This window comes from Xylanibacter ruminicola 23 (genome assembly GCF_000025925.1).
Classification (GTDB): Bacteria; Bacteroidota; Bacteroidia; order Bacteroidales; family Bacteroidaceae; genus Prevotella; species Prevotella ruminicola.
In genome coordinates this window covers 1,667,107-1,684,106 of the sequence record NC_014033.1, presented here as the reverse complement: position 1 = coordinate 1,684,106, position 17,000 = coordinate 1,667,107, and the positions used below count along the sequence as shown (strand labels likewise).

Annotated in this window: 9 protein-coding genes; 7 read left to right on the top strand and 2 right to left on the bottom strand. The window is 39.9% G+C overall.

What is annotated here, in order from left to right; all coding sequences use genetic code 11:
* Positions 1 to 5: 5 nt before the first annotated feature.
* Genes PRU_RS07295 through PRU_RS07280 form a run of 4 tightly spaced genes read left to right on the top strand, consistent with a single transcriptional unit; the run spans position 6 to position 2,745 of the window.
* Complete coding sequence (locus PRU_RS07295; RefSeq protein ID WP_148214884.1) at positions 6 to 1,433, top strand: L,D-transpeptidase family protein; 1,428 nt, start codon at positions 6 to 8, stop codon at positions 1,431 to 1,433.
* Positions 1,403 to 1,900, top strand: coding sequence for an RNA polymerase sigma factor (locus tag PRU_RS07290; protein ID WP_013063187.1), 498 nt, complete (start codon positions 1,403 to 1,405; stop codon positions 1,898 to 1,900). Before PRU_RS07295 ends, PRU_RS07290 begins: the two co-directional genes overlap by 31 nt.
* 31 nt (positions 1,901 to 1,931) lie before the next feature.
* Positions 1,932 to 2,294: a hypothetical protein gene (locus PRU_RS07285; protein ID WP_013065309.1), complete on the top strand. Its 363-nt coding sequence runs from the start codon at positions 1,932 to 1,934 to the stop codon at positions 2,292 to 2,294.
* Positions 2,295 to 2,307: 13 nt separating this feature from the next.
* A complete protein-coding gene (locus PRU_RS07280) occupies positions 2,308 to 2,745 on the top strand; it encodes a hypothetical protein (RefSeq protein ID WP_013064405.1) in 438 nt (145 codons plus the stop codon).
* Here the strand turns inward: PRU_RS07280 and nth are convergent.
* Entirely contained in the window at positions 2,735 to 3,370 is a 636-nt protein-coding gene (gene nth, locus PRU_RS07275; RefSeq protein ID WP_013065070.1) for an endonuclease III, read from the bottom strand. The genes PRU_RS07280 and nth overlap by 11 nt on opposite strands.
* Position 3,371: 1 nt before the next feature.
* Positions 3,372 to 4,250 (bottom strand): decaprenyl-phosphate phosphoribosyltransferase, encoded by an 879-nt coding sequence (locus PRU_RS07270; RefSeq protein ID WP_013064946.1) that lies wholly within the window; start codon positions 4,248 to 4,250, stop codon positions 3,372 to 3,374.
* A 206-nt stretch (positions 4,251 to 4,456) separates the two neighbouring features.
* On the opposite strand from PRU_RS07270, the gene PRU_RS07265 reads away from it, so the two are divergent.
* From PRU_RS07265 to PRU_RS15840, 3 genes are all read left to right on the top strand, one after another.
* Positions 4,457 to 5,281, top strand: coding sequence for a hypothetical protein (locus PRU_RS07265; RefSeq protein WP_143040049.1), 825 nt, complete (start codon positions 4,457 to 4,459; stop codon positions 5,279 to 5,281).
* 9 nt (positions 5,282 to 5,290) lie between these two features.
* Positions 5,291 to 5,722 (top strand): DUF6078 family protein, encoded by a 432-nt coding sequence (locus PRU_RS16080; protein WP_041385892.1) that lies wholly within the window; start codon positions 5,291 to 5,293, stop codon positions 5,720 to 5,722.
* A gap of 241 nt (positions 5,723 to 5,963) precedes the next feature.
* Entirely contained in the window at positions 5,964 to 16,982 is an 11,019-nt protein-coding gene (locus tag PRU_RS15840; protein ID WP_177168143.1) for a leucine-rich repeat protein, read from the top strand.
* Positions 16,983 to 17,000: the final 18 nt, after the last annotated feature.

Genomic DNA, 17,000 nt, shown 5'->3' with positions numbered 1-17,000 from the left:
GTTTGTTGAGTATCTGTTTGGTGCTGGTTTCCTGCTTCGGTCATGGAAGCCAAGAACTATCTGAGGCTGAACGTTCTGCTTTTGGTGAATATGTTAATCAGTTAGACAGTGCGGTTACCGGTGCTTGGTTTGATAGAATGGGGGTATCGGCAGATGCCGATTCCGTTTTGGCCTATCTGCGCCGTGAGGTGCCACGTAACGGCTTAGATACAACTGCTTTTTTTGTACCTGAGATAGCTAAGGATTTAGAGATTGTTCATCAGCTATTATTCGATTCGGTTGGGATGAGTATCAATGAGGTGCTACCTCGTTTGAATGCCCATCTGTCCAAGGCATATATTCGCTATGCAACTGGTCAACGGTATGGTTTTATGAAACCACGTGTGTTTAATCATATGGATCCCAAGGTGGGTAATCCTGGCATTTTCGCTCGTGTGTTTGATTATGATCCAGCTTTGCCAGATACATCTGTGGCTGCCAAAAAGATGACTGAAAGCGATCGCTTGGCTTTCCTTGTTTCTTCAGCGCCTGATACTTATATCTATAAGGCGCTGTTGCGTGAAATGGATAAGACAACCAATGCTGATAAACGCCATCAGTTGGCGGTAAACATGGAGCGTTGTCGCTGGCAGATAGAGCATCCTAAGGATGTAAAACGCCAGATATTGGTAAATATCCCTGCTCAGCAGTTGTGGGCGATAGATGTTGATAGTGTGCTTGATATGCGTATCTGTTGTGGTGCGGTGCCAACCAAAACGCCTTTATTGCATAGTGCCATCAGCTATATGCAGGTAAACCCTGAGTGGGTGATTCCACAGAATATCGTAAAGACCGAAGTAGTGCATCATGCTGGCGATTCGGCTTACTTTGCCCGTAACCGTTATTCTGTTATCGATAAGGAATCGGGTGATACTCTGAATGTTGCCAGTGTTGGTGCTAATGCGTTACTTTCTGGTAAATTGCGTATTAGTCAGAAGGGTGGAGTAGGCAACTCTTTGGGCCGTATCGTATTCCGTTCCCAGAATGATTTCTCGATTTATCTTCACGATACCAATAACCGTAGTGCTTTCCAGCGAGATCGCCGCACCCTGTCGCATGGTTGTGTCCGTGTGCAGAAACCGTTTGAACTGGCCAGTTTTCTGTTATCTGATGTGGATGAATGGACACTCGAGAGTCTTCGCATCTCGATGGATATTCCGCCTGTAACCGATCGTGGTCGTGAGTGGCTGCACAAACATGCTGATGCCCCGCATCCGTATCGACTGATATCCTATCATGCTGTAAAGCCTCACGTGCCTCTATACATATTGTATTATACAACCTTCCCCAATCCTAAGACGGGCGCTATTGATTATTGGCCCGATTTGTATGGATTCGATAAGGTGATTAGTAAAGAATTAAAATGGATAAGCGAAGGGAGTTCGAGTCGATAGTACGCGAATATAGCGAACAGCTGTACTGGCAGATACGTCGCATCGTGCTTACCCACGACGATGCCAACGACGTGCTTCAGAATACGTTTCTGAAAGCATGGAATGGCTTTGATAATTTTCATGGCGAGTCGAAGATCTCAACTTGGCTGTCGCGTATAGCTATCAACGAGAGTCTCGACTTTCTGCGTCGCAATAAACACCTGGGCTCTGCTACCTCTGATGATATGTCGGTTGCTAACTCGCTGTTGGCTGATGACTATTTTGATGGTAACGAGACCGAGGCGATGCTGCAACAGGCTGTGTCACAGTTGCCCGATGTGCAGCGTACGGTGTTCCAGTTGCGATACTTTGAGGAGATGAAATACAGCGACATCAGTCAGCTGCTCGATACGTCGGAGGGAGCATTGAAAGCGTCCTATCATATTGCGGTGAAAAAGATTACAGAATTTTTTAAGTCGCGCGATTAAACTATTTGAATATCAATACGTCATATATACGATGAACGAAGAAATGTACATACAGGAAAAGGTTGGAAAGCGGAATCCGTTCCGCGTTCCAGAGGGTTATTTTGATAACCTGACTGCCCAGGTGATGCAGAATCTGCCTGAGCAGCCAAAACGTCGTGCCAAGTCTGTATTTATGCGCCCCGTATTCTATGCGGCAGCCAGCGTGTGTGCTTTGTTGGTAGCAGGTGCTGTCTGGATGTGGCAGGCAAATGATGCCGTTTCGTCTGATAGCATACAGGCTCAGACCGCAGTTCAGCCTCAGCAACAGGATGCCAGTAGCGAATATATGGATGAGGCTGTTGACTACATGATGCTCGATAATCACGAAATCTATGCTTACTTAGCTGAAAATTAAAAGTATTTGAAAGATGAAAAAACTACTTGTATTCGCAGTATTGATGTTTGTGGTTGCGCTTGGTGCTTCAGCCGAGGAACAGCAGAAGTTCTCTCCTGAGAAGTTCCAGGCTGACTTAGAGCAGTATATCACTACCGAAGCTGGTTTGACTAACGAAGAGGCCGCTAAGTTCTTTCCATTGTATCGTGAGATGCAACAGAAGCAGCGTGTAGTTTATAATAAGATGCATGAACTCTTTAAGTTGCCCCATGATGAGGCTTCGTGCAAGCGTGCTGTACAGCGTCGCGACCAGTTGGAGATTGAGTTGAAGCAGATAGCTCAGACCTATCATAATAAGTTCTTACGTGTATTGCCTGCTTCAAAAGTAATTGGAACGATTATTGCCGAGGATAAATTCCATCGTCGTGCTTTCCGCAAGTTAGGTCAGCAGCGTAACGCTCCTAAGAAATAATCTTAGCACAGTATTTTTCTATTTCGCATTTCTCACAGTGAGGTTTCCTCGCTGTGCAAACATAGCGTCCATGTAGTAGCAGCCAGTGGTGGGCATTAGGTATATCCTCTTCGGGGATATACTTCGTGAGCGCCATTTCTACTTTATAAGGGGTATTATCGCTTTTGCTTACCAAGCCAAGTCGATGTGCTACACGGAATACATGTGTGTCGACGGCTAAGGTGGCTTTGCCGAAAGCTACACTCTGAATCACATTTGCTGTTTTGCGGCCAACACCAGGCAGTGTTAGCAGTTCGTCGAGTGTACTGGGTACTTCGCCATTAAACTTCTCCATTAGCACCCTTGCCATTTCTACCAAGTGTTTTGCTTTGGCGTTAGGATACGATACACTCCTTATCCATTCAAAGATGTCCTCTTCTTCAGCCTTTGCCATCGACTGAGCGTCAGGGTAGTGGGCAAACAAATCGGGCGTTACCTGATTGATGCGTTTATCCGTACACTGCGCACTCAGCACCACAGCTACTAACAGTTGGAAGGTACTACCGAAATCTAACTCGGTAGTTACTAACGGCATTTTCTCGCGGAAATGCTCCAGAATCAGGTCGTATCTTTCTTTCTTCTTCATCTTACAGATAGATAATTACAAAGAATGAGGCTATCCAGCCCAGGATACAGAATTGCACGAAATGGTCTTTTACCAAAGATTTGGTAGGACTGCCACTCAATCCGAACACAATCATATTCTGCAGATAGCGTAGTAAACCAGCTAATACCCAGCCTGACGTGAGGTAAACATAACGGGTGCCTAAGCGATGAATCACCTCTGGCGACATGGTGTACATGATATAGCACACCAATGTTACAGAGGCAATGATGGCTGTAGCCTCGTTGATAAAGGTCTTGTTGTAGCCTGTGATTGATACGCGAGGCTTGGTGCCTGTCTGCTCATAGATACGATAATCGTCATTACGTTTGGTGAAGGCTAAGAACAGTGTGACTAGGAAAGTCATCATCACCAACCAGTGCGATATGTAGATATCCGTTGCGATACCTCCAGCTAATACGCGCATCACAAAACCTATGGCTATAATCGATACGTCGAGGATAGCAAACTGCTTCAACTTCAGACAATAGCCGATATTCATCAGCCAATAACCAATAATGATGGCATAGAGGTAAGGCGTATTAGGACTCTCTGCCAATGGCAGAATGGCTAATGCACCAATGGTACATAGTAGCATCATCACATAGCCTCCCATCACTGAAACTTTGCCTGACGCAATGGGGCGGTGACATTTCTTTGGGTGCTGACGATCGGCCTCTACATCCTTCAGATCGTTAAAGCAGTATATAGAACTCGATATCAAACAGAACGATGCAAACACCATCAATGTGGGCCAGAAGAATTCCGGCTTCAGCAGGTTGGTACTGAAGAAAATGGGCGCAAATACAAACACGTTTTTGAGCCACTGCAACGGGCGTATAAGTCGTATATAATGTATCATTGCTGCAAAGGTAGTTTTTTTCTTTGAATTATCCAAAAAATGTGGAAGATTATTTGGTGGTTTCATAGAAAATGTGTATATTTGTAGCCAGATAATCAACTTCGGGAAATACCGAACTTTTCTTTAAAGGCCTATACGATAGGCCCTATCCTATAAATAGGGCCTAATCAATAAATAAAAATTAATCGATGAGACATAAAACGGATATGGCTATAGCTGCTACGAGCGCCCGCAGCTATAATCGCCACTGGCGCGCTCATAAACTTTCGTGGTCGGAAATCGGAAAGATTAAATATCTTTTCGATGGGGCTTACGAGTATATGGACGATGTAACGTTGGCCTATACTCGCATGCACTTTAATAAACTGCGCAAGGCGCTCGGGTTCAAGCAAGATTCGGAACTAATAGAACTGATAGAGAAAGCTGAAGCTTTTCGTATCGTTCGTAACAGAGAAACGCATCAGATGGATGCGTTTATGTCGCCCTTGGTGGGTGACCGTTTTGTGGCTTTGCCAAGCCAGGAGATTGAAGAGCCGGCTATACCATACGAGATATTCGATTGTAAGGCCAATGCATTGGCCAACGATAACGATCGCGACAAGATCTCTGAGAATCAGCGTCAACATCGTCATGGTATCAATATGCATATGTTATTGGCTGGTAACGTGCCTAAGTTTCATGTAGAAGCAAGCGATGAGGCTCTTAAACGCATACATAAAGGATTTATGACGTTATTTTTAAACGAAGCCTATTATAATCGTTATTTCGGTGAATTTACCCAAGCCTATGCTAGAAAGTACAGGGTGCCAGAATATGTCGCCAAGGAGGATTTGCTTTTCTATCTAGACGAAAAAGTAACGCATCACATAGCCCGACGAGTTGGTATTGAGAACTGGGAAAGTGATGCCATATTGAAATGGGTTATGAACTATTTCTCTGTAAAGTTTATGCAGCGAAATATAACTGAGGCTCATGAACTAAAAATACGGCGTATGGAGGTGCCGATATGTAAACCGCAAGTATTTAAATAATCAACAAATATGAATACAATCAGTAGTAAAGAAGTACCAGACTATTATACACTTTGTATCAAGTCTGACTGTCCGATGGCCGCTCACTGTCTTCGTCAAATGGCCACGAATGTGCTAACCAAGAAATACAAGATAGTGCAAATAGTGAATCCCTTATTTACGGAACCATCGGAAAAGTGCGAATTCTACCGTTCAGACGAGCCTCAGACATTTGCTCGTGGATTTGCAAAGATGCAGGAAGAGATGTTGCCAAGGCAATATAAGACGTTCTCATGCAGACTTCAAGGTAAATTCGGTCGTACGGGATATTTCGAACGTAGGCGAGGGGAGAGGCTTTGTTCGCCCAAGGATATAATGATCATAAAGAATGTTCTGAAGGAAATCGGCATGCAGCACCTCGGCTTCGATGCCTATGAGCAGCTTTATAATTGGAACGATTAGTGCTGAGATAGTCTCAACGAGTAGTACGGCATGTTTCCGCATGTAGTGCGGCTAATCCGTACTACAGTATGCCGCCTTCCGCACTGCAGTACGCTTACTGGCGTATTGCTGTACGTTTATTTGCGCACTGCAGTACGCACTAACCTGCACTAATATAAATTTATAGATTTAACATTTAAAATTTGGGAAACATCGATATTTTTCTTACCTTTGTCCCCAAATGTATAAAAACGCTATAGATATGAAGAAGAGTCTTTTTTTATTGCTTAGTTTACTAACCTCGATGACCATTATGGCCCAAAGTGATTATACGGATCCTGATACAGGAATTAAATATCAGTATATCACTGATAATGAAGGTACAAGGGCAACGTTGGTAGATGGAAAGAGCTTTCCAGAAAGGGAAGTTGTGATTCCTAGTACTATCCCTGTAGCAGGAGGTGTTGATGTAACCGCTATTGGAGAGGGTGCTTTTAAAGACAATTCTTCTATCAGATATTTAAAGATTGAGGAAAATGTCAAGACGATAGGAAAAGATGCATTTAGTAACAATTCAAACTTACAATTGCTAGATTTACCCAATAGTTTGGAATCTATTGGTACAAATGCGTTTGGAGGCTGTGGTCGTTTGACTCATGTGCGATGTGCTAAGAATACACCACAGGAGTTTATCCTAAAAAAATTCCCCAATTCTCTTAATAATAATAATTATGCAACACTTTATGTTCCATCATCCGAAGCGAAGTCTGCATATTCGTTAGTTACAGATTGGAATAATATATTTGGTAATAGAATATATGTGGGCGATATGAATTATTTTACGAAAGACGGAACTACATATGTGGGTGCAAGTGTTGATAAAAAAGCGACTTTGTTATCGGGTGCGAATTCTATAGAAACCCCAGGCAAGATAACTGTAAAGAACAAAGTAGAAAGAGTTTTAGATGAGAATAATAAGGAAGATTATGATGTTGTATGTATCGGAAGTTATGCTTTTGAAAACAATAATACCAATCCATTTGTAAGTTTCAATACTCTTGAAATTCAGAATGGTATAGAAACAATTTGTAATCGGGCTTTTTACAACTGGACAAATTTAAACTCTTTGACTCTCCCTACTTCACTAATTTCGATAGGAGAGTCTGCTTTCCAGAATTGTGCCCAATTGGAACTGCTTACATTGCCTGCGAGTTTGAGAACAATTGGTATAAATGCTTTTGTTGGCTGCAGCAATTTAAAACATGTGTGGTGTAAAGTTCAGAAAGCGGAAGATATACTTATTGTTTGCGATGCATCAAACAATAAATATAGTTTTCCTCCTGCTACTGCTAATCCAATGATGACTCTTTATGCTCCTAAAGAAGACTATGTGAATGATACGTGGAAGACTTTTTTCGGTGCCAGAATTTTTATTGGCGATATGTTAACTGATGATGTTTATAAAGGTAATAACAAATTTACTTTTGTTTGCGTTAACGCTTCTAATGATGCTGATAAACAGGCGACATTGTTACGATGCACTGCAAGTGGAATTGTTGAAATTCCCCAAACTTATAAAGTTACTGGTATAGACAAGGAAGCTTTTAAAAACCAATCAGGAATAATAGAATTGACTATCCCTGAAAATGTTACTGCTATCGGTGCGAATGCATTTAGTGGCTGCTCTGGACTTGTTAGAGTCGTAAGTAAAGCTGCAATACAGCCCGATTATAGTGGAACATTTAACAATGCAAGATATCTTTATGTTCCTAATGGTAAAAAGGGAAACTATAATTGGACGGGATTCGCTTTAACAATGGAAGGCACTCCAGTTGCTGATAGTGATGGTGATTGGAAGTATATATATTCGACAGACTCAAAAGAAGCTATAATAACTGGTGGTAGTAAAGAAACTGTTGATCTTGTTATACCTAAGACTCTTGGGCAGTATAAGGTTGTTGCTGTTGATAATAGTGTTTTCAATAATGCAAAATGTTATACGTTGACGTTCGAAGATGATAAAGAATCGTCAGCCCCTTATCTTGTTATCGGAAGTGATGCATTTAATAATTGTTTGAATTTGCGTATAGTAAACCTTCCATCGCAACTTAAATTTGTATATGGAAATGCATTCAAAGGTTGTTCTTCTCTGAATCATATCATATGTAGAAGTACATCTCCTGATGTTTTTGCTTCAAATGCTTTTCCATCTACAAATGTAAACGCCACTTTGTATGCAAACCATTCTCACAATGGATGGGGATTCCGTACAAAATATTTTGATGGCGAAAAAATCGAGGTTTTCAAGAGTAACGAGGAAACTTATGCCGGTACTTATATTGGCTGGAGTAGAGAAGGCTCAAAAACAGCCGCTTTAGTAAGAGGCGTACCTGTATCTGGAAAATCTGATTTGGTAATTAATTCTCCAGTTTCAGGTAATGAATCATACTCAATAGCTGTTATTGGTGTGGCGGCTTTCAAAAAATGCACCAGTATTAATAGTATTAAATTGCCAAACACACTGACAGCAATTGATGCAGAAGCTTTTAACGGTTGCACAAACATTACAGACATTGAAATAGAAAGTAGTCCTTTCCCTATAACAGATGACGTATTCTCAAATTATTCAGCTTCATTGTTTGTTCCAAATGCGACTGGTTATTTAACAACTGACGGTTGGAATAATTTTAAAGAAGAAAACACTTATGAAGGACTTAAAATAGTGGGAAAGGATAAAGATGAATTATACACCCTGCTATATGGTTCAAAAGGTAAAAAAGCAAAATTGATAGGTCTGCAGGTTAAAAAAGAAGAGATAGCTTTACCCCATGAGATACAAGTTTTTATACCTGCGGATAATTCAACTAAAGATTTGGAGGTAAAGAAAATAGCATTCATAAATAATGGACTCACAAATAAAACGACTTTGAAAAAGTTGGAAATTGGTGATGGTATAAACTATGTTGGTGAGATGGCATTTAAAGGCTGTACGAATTTGAAAGAATTAAAATTACCAGCCAGCATCAAGTCTATCGGTGATATGGCATTCGACGAGTGTCCTATTGTTACCATCGTAAGTAAAATCCCTGGTTTGGATTTGCCCATTATTGCTCCAACCGTATTCTCCAACCCAATACCACTGGTTAGCTTCTTTATTCCAGAGGGTGCCTATGACGATTATATCGATGTGAATAAAGGTGGCTGGGTAAGATTTAAGGATAAGTATATTGAGGGTGATAAGGATAATTGCCCTGATGATAATGACCCAAACATGCAATATGAGTTCTTTACAAATAACAACACGGCTATATTGACTCATGTGTTGCGTGCCCCAGAAGGTAAAGATATTCTTGAAATTCAACCTTATGTTACTATTCTTGGAAATGACTATCGTGTAATTGGAGTGCGAGATAATGCGTGCAAGAATACAACAGAAAAAAATAAAATTAAGAATCTTAAGATTGTTGCTGATATTACATCTATTGGGGAGAGTGCATTTGCGGGATGCACTGGCTTGAATAAAGTTTGGCTTCCTTCAACATTGGAGAACATCGGCGTTAATGCTTTTAATGGCTGTACAGCTATTACCCATATTGGATGTAATGCTGTAGCTCCACCATCAATCAGCGAAAACTCATTTGCTCAAACAACTAATCCCGTTTATCTGCTTGTTCCTGATGAAGCAGGGGATGCCTATGCCAATAATACCTATTGGAAGCAGGGCAAGAAAATCTTTAAGGGCAGATTCGTGAATGAGAAAGCTAAAGACGATGATGACAGGCCTTTGACTTTTATTTGTTTGGAACATGAAACAGTAACACAGAATGATGAAGGTGAAAATGTAAGTAATATCACACGAACTGCGATATTAACAAAGTCAACAACATCGATTGCTGAGGTGGATATCCCCGCAAAAGTTACTTTTGATGACCAGCCATATAATGTAACAATCATCGACGAATCTGCGTTCGGTGGTAGCAGTAAACTTGAGAATCTAACAATACCGGAGAGTATTGAGGCTATTGGAGATAAAGCTTTTGCTACTTGTACAAATTTGAAAAATGTAGTATGTAAGATACAGAGTCCACTTTTTATCAGTGATAATGTGTTCTATAAAACAACATTAGGAAAAATCCCAGCAGCACTCTATGTGCCAGAGACTTCGTTTGAAACTTATACTGGTGATGGCGCTAATGCCGTGGAATGGCAGAAATTCCCATTAATCCATAAAGGATTAAGAATCACGCCTACTACAGAAATAGGCCTGACTTATGAATATGCAACAGGTGAATCAGAAGCAACATTGATTAATGCCGAAGCTACAAGTAATAGTGTTACTGTTAATGAATTCATAGATGATGCCAATTATGGCAGAAAGTATGTGAAGGTTATTGCTTCTTCTGCATTCAGTAGTACTAAGAATAATATTATTAAAACTCTGACTATTCAAGAGGGAATTAATACCATCGGCGAAAATGCTTTTAGTGGTTGTACTGGTTTGACAGAATTGACACTGCCATCGACACTTACTGAAATTGGCGCTGGTGCATTCTGTAACAGTGTAGCATTAAAGACCATCTATTGCGATATAAATAAAGACATAGATGGTAAACTGATAGAATACAATGATAATATATTCCCTGCATCATTCAATGTTAAAACTGAAATATTTATTCCAGAAGGATCAATATCTGCTTATCAGGGGCAAGATGGTTGGAAAACTTATTTTGATAATTATATAGAAGGAAGAAGAATTCCTGAAGCAAAAGCCGATGGTGATTATGCAAAAATGACCTTCGAGTTTATGACGGGTGATCATACTGCGACATTGAAATATGTAACTGAACTTGATGTTACAGAGGATGGTCTAGTAAGAATACCTGGTAATGTTCTTTATGATGGCAAAACCTATACAGTAAAGAAGATAGGTGGAAGCGTTTTCAGAAATGTTGATAAATCGAAGATTAAGAAACTTGAGATACAAAGACCTCAAGATGATCCGCAAAAATATATTCAAACCATCATCGATGCCAATGCATTTGATGGTTGTGGAAAACTAGAAACAATTTGGCTCCCTTCAACTCTAACGAGCATAGGAGCTGAAGCCTTTAAGGGCTGCACGGCTATTACACATATAGGATGTATGGCGGAAACTCCTGCAGACATTAGCGATAATTCGTTCCCTCAAACAACCAATACAATTTATCTACTAGTTCCCGATGGTGCTAAGAATGACTATGTGAATAAAGACTATTGGATACAAGGTGGAAGAAAAATCTTTGAGGGAAAATTTATTAATGTAAAATCGACAGATGATGCTGATCAGCCATTATCATTTATCTGTTTGGACCATAAGAATGATGAAGGTGAATATGTTCCTGGTACGGCAATACTGACTAAATCGACTACTTCGAAAGCAGATGTAGTGATTCCGCCTACAGTTTCAATTAATGGTAATACTTATACCGTAACAATCATCGACGAATCTGCGTTCGGTAGTAGCAGTAAACTTGAGAATCTTACAATACCTGAGCGTATTGAATCTATTGGAGATAATGCTTTTGCTACTTGTACAAACTTGAAAAATGTTTCATGTAAGATTGCAAATCCACTATCTATCAGTGATAATGTGTTCTATAAAACAACGAGCGGGCAAATTCTCGCTGCACTCTATGTGCCAGAGACTTCGTTTGAAGCCTATACTGGTGATGGCGCTAATGCCGTAGAATGGAAGAAATTCCCATTAATCTATAAAGGATTAAGAATCACGCCAACTACCGCTACTGGTTTGACTTATGAATATGCAACAGGTGAATCGGAAGCCACATTGATAAAGGCTGAAGCTACAAGTAATAGTGTTGATGTTGATGAATTCATAGACGATGCCGATTATGGCAGAAAGTTTGTGAAGACTATTGCAGCTTCCGCATTCAGTAGTACTAAGAATAATAGTATTAAAATTCTGACTATTCCAGAGGGAGTTAATACCATCGGCGAAAATGCTTTTAGTGGTTGTACTGGCTTGACAGAATTGACACTGCCATCGTCACTTACTGAAATTGGCGCTGGTGCATTCTGCAACAGTGTGGCATTAAAGACCATCTATTGCGATATAGATAAAGACATAGATGGCAACCTGATACAATACAATGATAATATATTCCCTGCGTCTTTCAATACACAAACAGAGGTTTTTGTTCCGGAAGGATCAATATCTGCTTATCAGGGTCAAGATGGTTGGAAGGCTTATTCGGCTTATTATGTTGAAGGAAGAAGAATTCCTAATACGCCTGCTGAAGATTATCCCACAATGGTATTTGAATTTTTAACAGGTGCTAAAAAGGCGACTTTGACAAACATCACATCCATAGAGGCTGTGGATGATGAAGATGGCCTGATAAAAGTTCCTGGTACGGTTAAATATGATAATAAGTATTATGAGGTGAATACTATTGGACAGGATATATTTAAAAATGTAGATAAGTCGAAAATCAAGAAATTGGAAATACAGGATGGTGTCCAGACAATCAGTGCCAATGCTTTTGATGGCTGTAATAATCTTAAGATAGTCTGGCTTCCATATTCTTTGGTTAAAATTGGCGACAATGCTTTCAGAGGATGTAATTCTATTACACATATTGGTTGTTTGGCTAATAAAGTCCCAATCATCAGTGAATCTACATTCCCCAAATATTCTGCATATTTAATTGTACATTCTGAAAGAAAGGATGCGTATTTGCAAAATAAGTATTGGCATAAGTTTGTAGAAGAAAGGGATCAAGTATTTGAGGGCGAATTTATCGATGCTTTTAATTATAAAGACGTTAATTATATATGTGTTGAGGACGTCAATGGTAAATCTGCGATATTAACATCATCGAGTGATGATGTAGTCATCCCTGATAAAATTCCATTGGGAAATAATGACTATAATGTAACAACTATTGCTGAATATGCGTTCGAGAACAATAAAAATATTACAAAGGCAGAATTGCCATCTACAATAAAAGTTGTTGGGGCTTATGCTTTCCAAAACTGTACAAATTTGGAAGAAGTCAAGCTCCCTTCGAATCTTACGAATATTAGTACAGCTACTTTTAAGGGAGATAATAAACTTGAGAGTATCACACTCTCTCAGAACCTTGAGAAGATTGGTGACGATGCTTTCAGTGGCTGTGCTGGCTTGACACAGATTGAATTCCCCAATACACTGACACATATTGGAGTTAATGCCTTTAATGGCAATACTAATCTTGAGAGCATGGTTTTGCCAAATGGAATAAAGGAAATTAAAGAGCAAGCATTCCAGAACTGTAGCAGTATTAAGAAGATTGAGTTGCCTGCATCGCTAACCAATCTTGGGGTCGATATTTTTGATGGTTGCAGTAGCTTAACTGAGGTAATCAGTAAAACTAAGGATTCTGATGTTTTTAGTAAAATAAGTGCGCAATCAGTTCCAAATGCTATATTATATGTTCCAGATGGTACAGCAGAACTTTATTCTGCTTGGGATTTCTTGTATACTCTTGAGGGTGATTATAAGTTTGCACCTGATGTAGATGGATTAGAATATGCCTATACAATAAGTGAAAAGAGCGGAAACAAGGCCATCTTGATTGGGGTTGCCAAGGATGGTATTAATGAGGATGGTATTGTAACCATACCTTCTAAAGTTACTCTTGGAGAAGGAAATGATGCTGCTAAATGTGATGTAATTGCCGTTGGTAAGGATGCGTTTAGAGGTAATCTTAATCTGAAAAGGTTGGAGATTAAGACTTCTCTGAAGATAGTTGGCGAAAATGCTTTTTCAGATTGCAGCAATCTTTCAGAAATAATTTGTATAGATTATAATAAGCATTTAAACGCCCTTTCTCAGTTTGATATCTTATTATATGTTCCAGATAGCGATATTAAGAATTTGTATGTAGATGCAGGTTGGAAATCAAATCATATATATGTAGGAGATAGACAAGAGAAAAAATTTGAAGATGGATTAGTTTATTCATTCACAGCAGGTGGCAGTGAGGCTATCTTGATAGGTGTGTGGGATAAGGATAAAGCCATTGATAAGAATGGCACAGTGACTATCCCTGATTTTATAGAGTTCAAAGTTAATGAGGCAGATGAGGATAAGAAAAAGTTTAATGTGATTTCTATCGCTAACTCTGTGTTTAAGGATAATACAGATGTGAAAATGGTAAAGATTGGAGAGAATATTGTTTCGATTAGTGAGAATGCTTTTGAAGGTTGCACGAACCTGAAAGAAATCGTTAGCAAGATTGCTAATCCAAGCAGTATCGCATTCTCGAAACCTGATGCCATATTGTTTATCGCAGATGCCGGTTTGTATAATGATTATAAGGCAACATGGGATGTTGCATACATCCTTGTGGGCGACAGATCTCGATATCAGAGTACAGATGGCCTGTATTACACATGTGCGACAGGAGATAAAGTCGCAATATTGATTGAGGGTAAGACTAGTGATATGAATGAGGATGTTGTTATTCCTCCTTCTATAGCGTTTAAAGTAAATGAGAATGACGAGAATAATACCACATTTAATGTGGTTGCTATAGCTGAGAATGCCTTTAAGGGTAACACTGATATGAGGACATTGAAGATAGGAGAGAAGGTGCAGTCAATCGGAGCTTCTGCTTTCCAAGGTTGCATAGGCTTGAATAAAATATGGCTTCCCGAATCATTGGAGAGCATTGCTGGTAAGGCATTCTATGGTTGTAGTGAAATAGATTATTTATGTACCATGCGTAAAACGCCTTTAGCATCTCCTAACGTGAGCTCTGATGCATTCCCCGCCTTTAAGTCTACCTCAACTTTATATGTTCCTTGTGGTACGATAGATGACTATAATGCAAGTGAAGTATGGCAAGCATGTCCGATAAGAAAAGAGGGAACTTTTGTAAATGAAAGAAGTCTGAATGGTCTGACATTCGAATGTGTGATTAATGATAAGGATGAAACGGTAGCACAGTTAGTTAAGGTTGTTGCAACTAAAAATGTTGATATACCGAGTATCGTACAGTTGAAAAATGACGAAGCTAAGTATATGGTTACTACCATATGCACAGATGCATTTAAAGACTGTAAGAATGTGGAAACGATTGTCTTGCCAGAATCTTTAAAGAGTATTGCAGATAATGTTTTTGCTCAATGTACAAAACTATTAATCATTACAAGTAAAATATCGAAAGATAATCTGTTCAGTTTTAAGAAGAATGTATTCCCTAAGGCTATCTATGAGAATGCAACGGTATATATACCTTACGACGAGGATGGATCTACTAAGGCTGAGTATAAGAATACTGAAGGATGGATGTATTTTGATAACTGGGCTCAAGGTGAAAAGAAAACAGCTCCCGTGGGCAGTATGACTTACGAATTTCTGAAGGGCGTTGGTACAGCCACTTTGATTGGAACAACTGTTGACAAAGAAGTTGTTACTATTGATGGAACTGTTGAGTTTGAAGGTGAATCATATAAAGTTACTACAATTTCAGAGTCGGTATTTAAAAATAACCCCAATAAGGGTAAGATGACGCAACTGAAGATAGCTAAGAATATCACCACCATCGGTGCCTATGCCTTCCAGAGTTGCAGTAATCTGAAGACGGTATGGCTACCATCAACGTTGACAACCATTGGCCAGAAGGCTTTTGACGGATGTAAAGCTATCACTCGTGTGTCAAGTAGTATAGAGAACCCTGTCGAAAATGAGGCAAATTACTTCCCCAATGATGCAACATTATATATACCAAAGGGTGCAAAAGAAAAGTATAATGTAAGTGGATGGAACAATGTCTCGTATGTCGCAGAAGGAGAATTCGTTGATGTTTGTGTGGACAATGGAAACACTTACGATTGCCTGAAAATAGACGGGAAGTGTAAGGCTATCCTAAGAAAGTACGCGGCTTCATCAAATGATGTTGTTATCCCTAGCTCGGTTAAACTTGGTGAGAACTATACAGTTGCAATCATTGGTAAGTCTGCTTTTGCTAACAAAAACACTATTACAAGTCTGATTATTCCTGCTGGGGTAGAGAATATCGATGCTGATGTATTCAGTGCTTGCAGTAAGCTGAAGTGGATAGAGAGCAAAATTGTGAATCCAATCTCTATTTCAAATGTATTTGCCAACACCAATGCCACTTTGTTTATACCTTCTTCTAATAATGTAAGTGATTATAAAGCCAGGGGGTGGAATTTCCTGAATGTATTTGTGGGAGAACGTAAACAAACTGATGTGGATGGATGGACTTATGTTTATTCGACTGGTGATAAGAAAGCTGTGCTGACAAGGGTCGGTAATGTTGGCAAGAATGTAACAATCAATGGCACATTCAAGATTGGCAAGGATGAATATACTGTGACTTCGGTTGGAGATGCCGTGTTTAAGGGCAAGTCGAATATTGAGGCGCTGACCATTGCCAAGAGTATTGAGAATATTGGAGCCAATGCCTTTGAAGGTTGCGTTAACCTGGTATCAATTACTTGTGAAGGCTCATCGCCTGCCAAGTTGGGCGCAGATGCGTTCCCGTCTGCTAATGTGACGGTGAATGTGCCTAACGATGCTGTTAATACCTATAAGAATCATCCCGATTGGAAGCCGTTTGCGAATAACATTCTCGGAATTACGACTTCGGTAGAGGATGATCCTACTGGAGCTTACAATATTATTGTTCCTGCTGGTGGAGATGCTACTCCTGAGGTGGAAATATGGAGTGGACTTGATGCGTCGGGCGACGTCGTTATTCCTGAGGTCGTTGAACTGAATGGTTCGGATTATAAAGTAACAGGTATTGCAGCTAACGCTTATGATAGTAATACAGATCTGACCAGTATTGTTATCCCAAGTAGTATTACTTCGATTGGTGCATCAGCATTTGCTGGTTGTACGAATTTGAAGTCGATAACTGTTTACTGCGTAACCCCCATCAATCTGTCAGCAGTCGCAGCTACACGCAGGGCTTTGACGAGGGCTGGAGGCAGTTCTTCGGTATTCGAGGGTGTCAATAAGGAAACTTGCATACTCTACGTGCCAGCAGAAAGTATTGATGCCTATAAGCAGGCCGAAGGATGGAAAGATTTCAAGAAAATCTATGCTATCGGTACGAATGCTATCAATGGCATTGTGGTATCAGAAGGTAAGCCGTTTGATGTTTACAATCTGCAAGGCCGCAAAGTGAAAGCAAATACGACGACATTCAGCGGATTGCCAGCGGGAGTTTACATCGTGAATGGCAAGAAGGTGATGGTGAAGTAAAAAAGAAGATGGGAATCA

Excerpts from the sequence above, each read along its gene's own strand:
- PRU_RS07290 (WP_013063187.1), top strand. The coding sequence starts at position 1,403 with ATGGATAAGCGAAGGGAGTTCGAGTCGATAGTACGCGAATATAGCGAA.
- PRU_RS07285 (WP_013065309.1), top strand. The coding sequence starts at position 1,932 with ATGAACGAAGAAATGTACATACAGGAAAAGGTTGGAAAGCGGAATCCG.
- PRU_RS07280 (WP_013064405.1), top strand. The coding sequence starts at position 2,308 with ATGAAAAAACTACTTGTATTCGCAGTATTGATGTTTGTGGTTGCGCTT.
- nth (WP_013065070.1), bottom strand. The coding sequence starts at position 3,370 with ATGAAGAAGAAAGAAAGATACGACCTGATTCTGGAGCATTTCCGCGAG.
- PRU_RS07270 (WP_013064946.1), bottom strand. The coding sequence starts at position 4,250 with ATGATACATTATATACGACTTATACGCCCGTTGCAGTGGCTCAAAAAC.
- PRU_RS07265 (WP_143040049.1), top strand. The coding sequence starts at position 4,457 with ATGGCTATAGCTGCTACGAGCGCCCGCAGCTATAATCGCCACTGGCGC.
- PRU_RS16080 (WP_041385892.1), top strand. The coding sequence starts at position 5,291 with ATGAATACAATCAGTAGTAAAGAAGTACCAGACTATTATACACTTTGT.
- PRU_RS15840 (WP_177168143.1), top strand. The coding sequence starts at position 5,964 with ATGAAGAAGAGTCTTTTTTTATTGCTTAGTTTACTAACCTCGATGACC.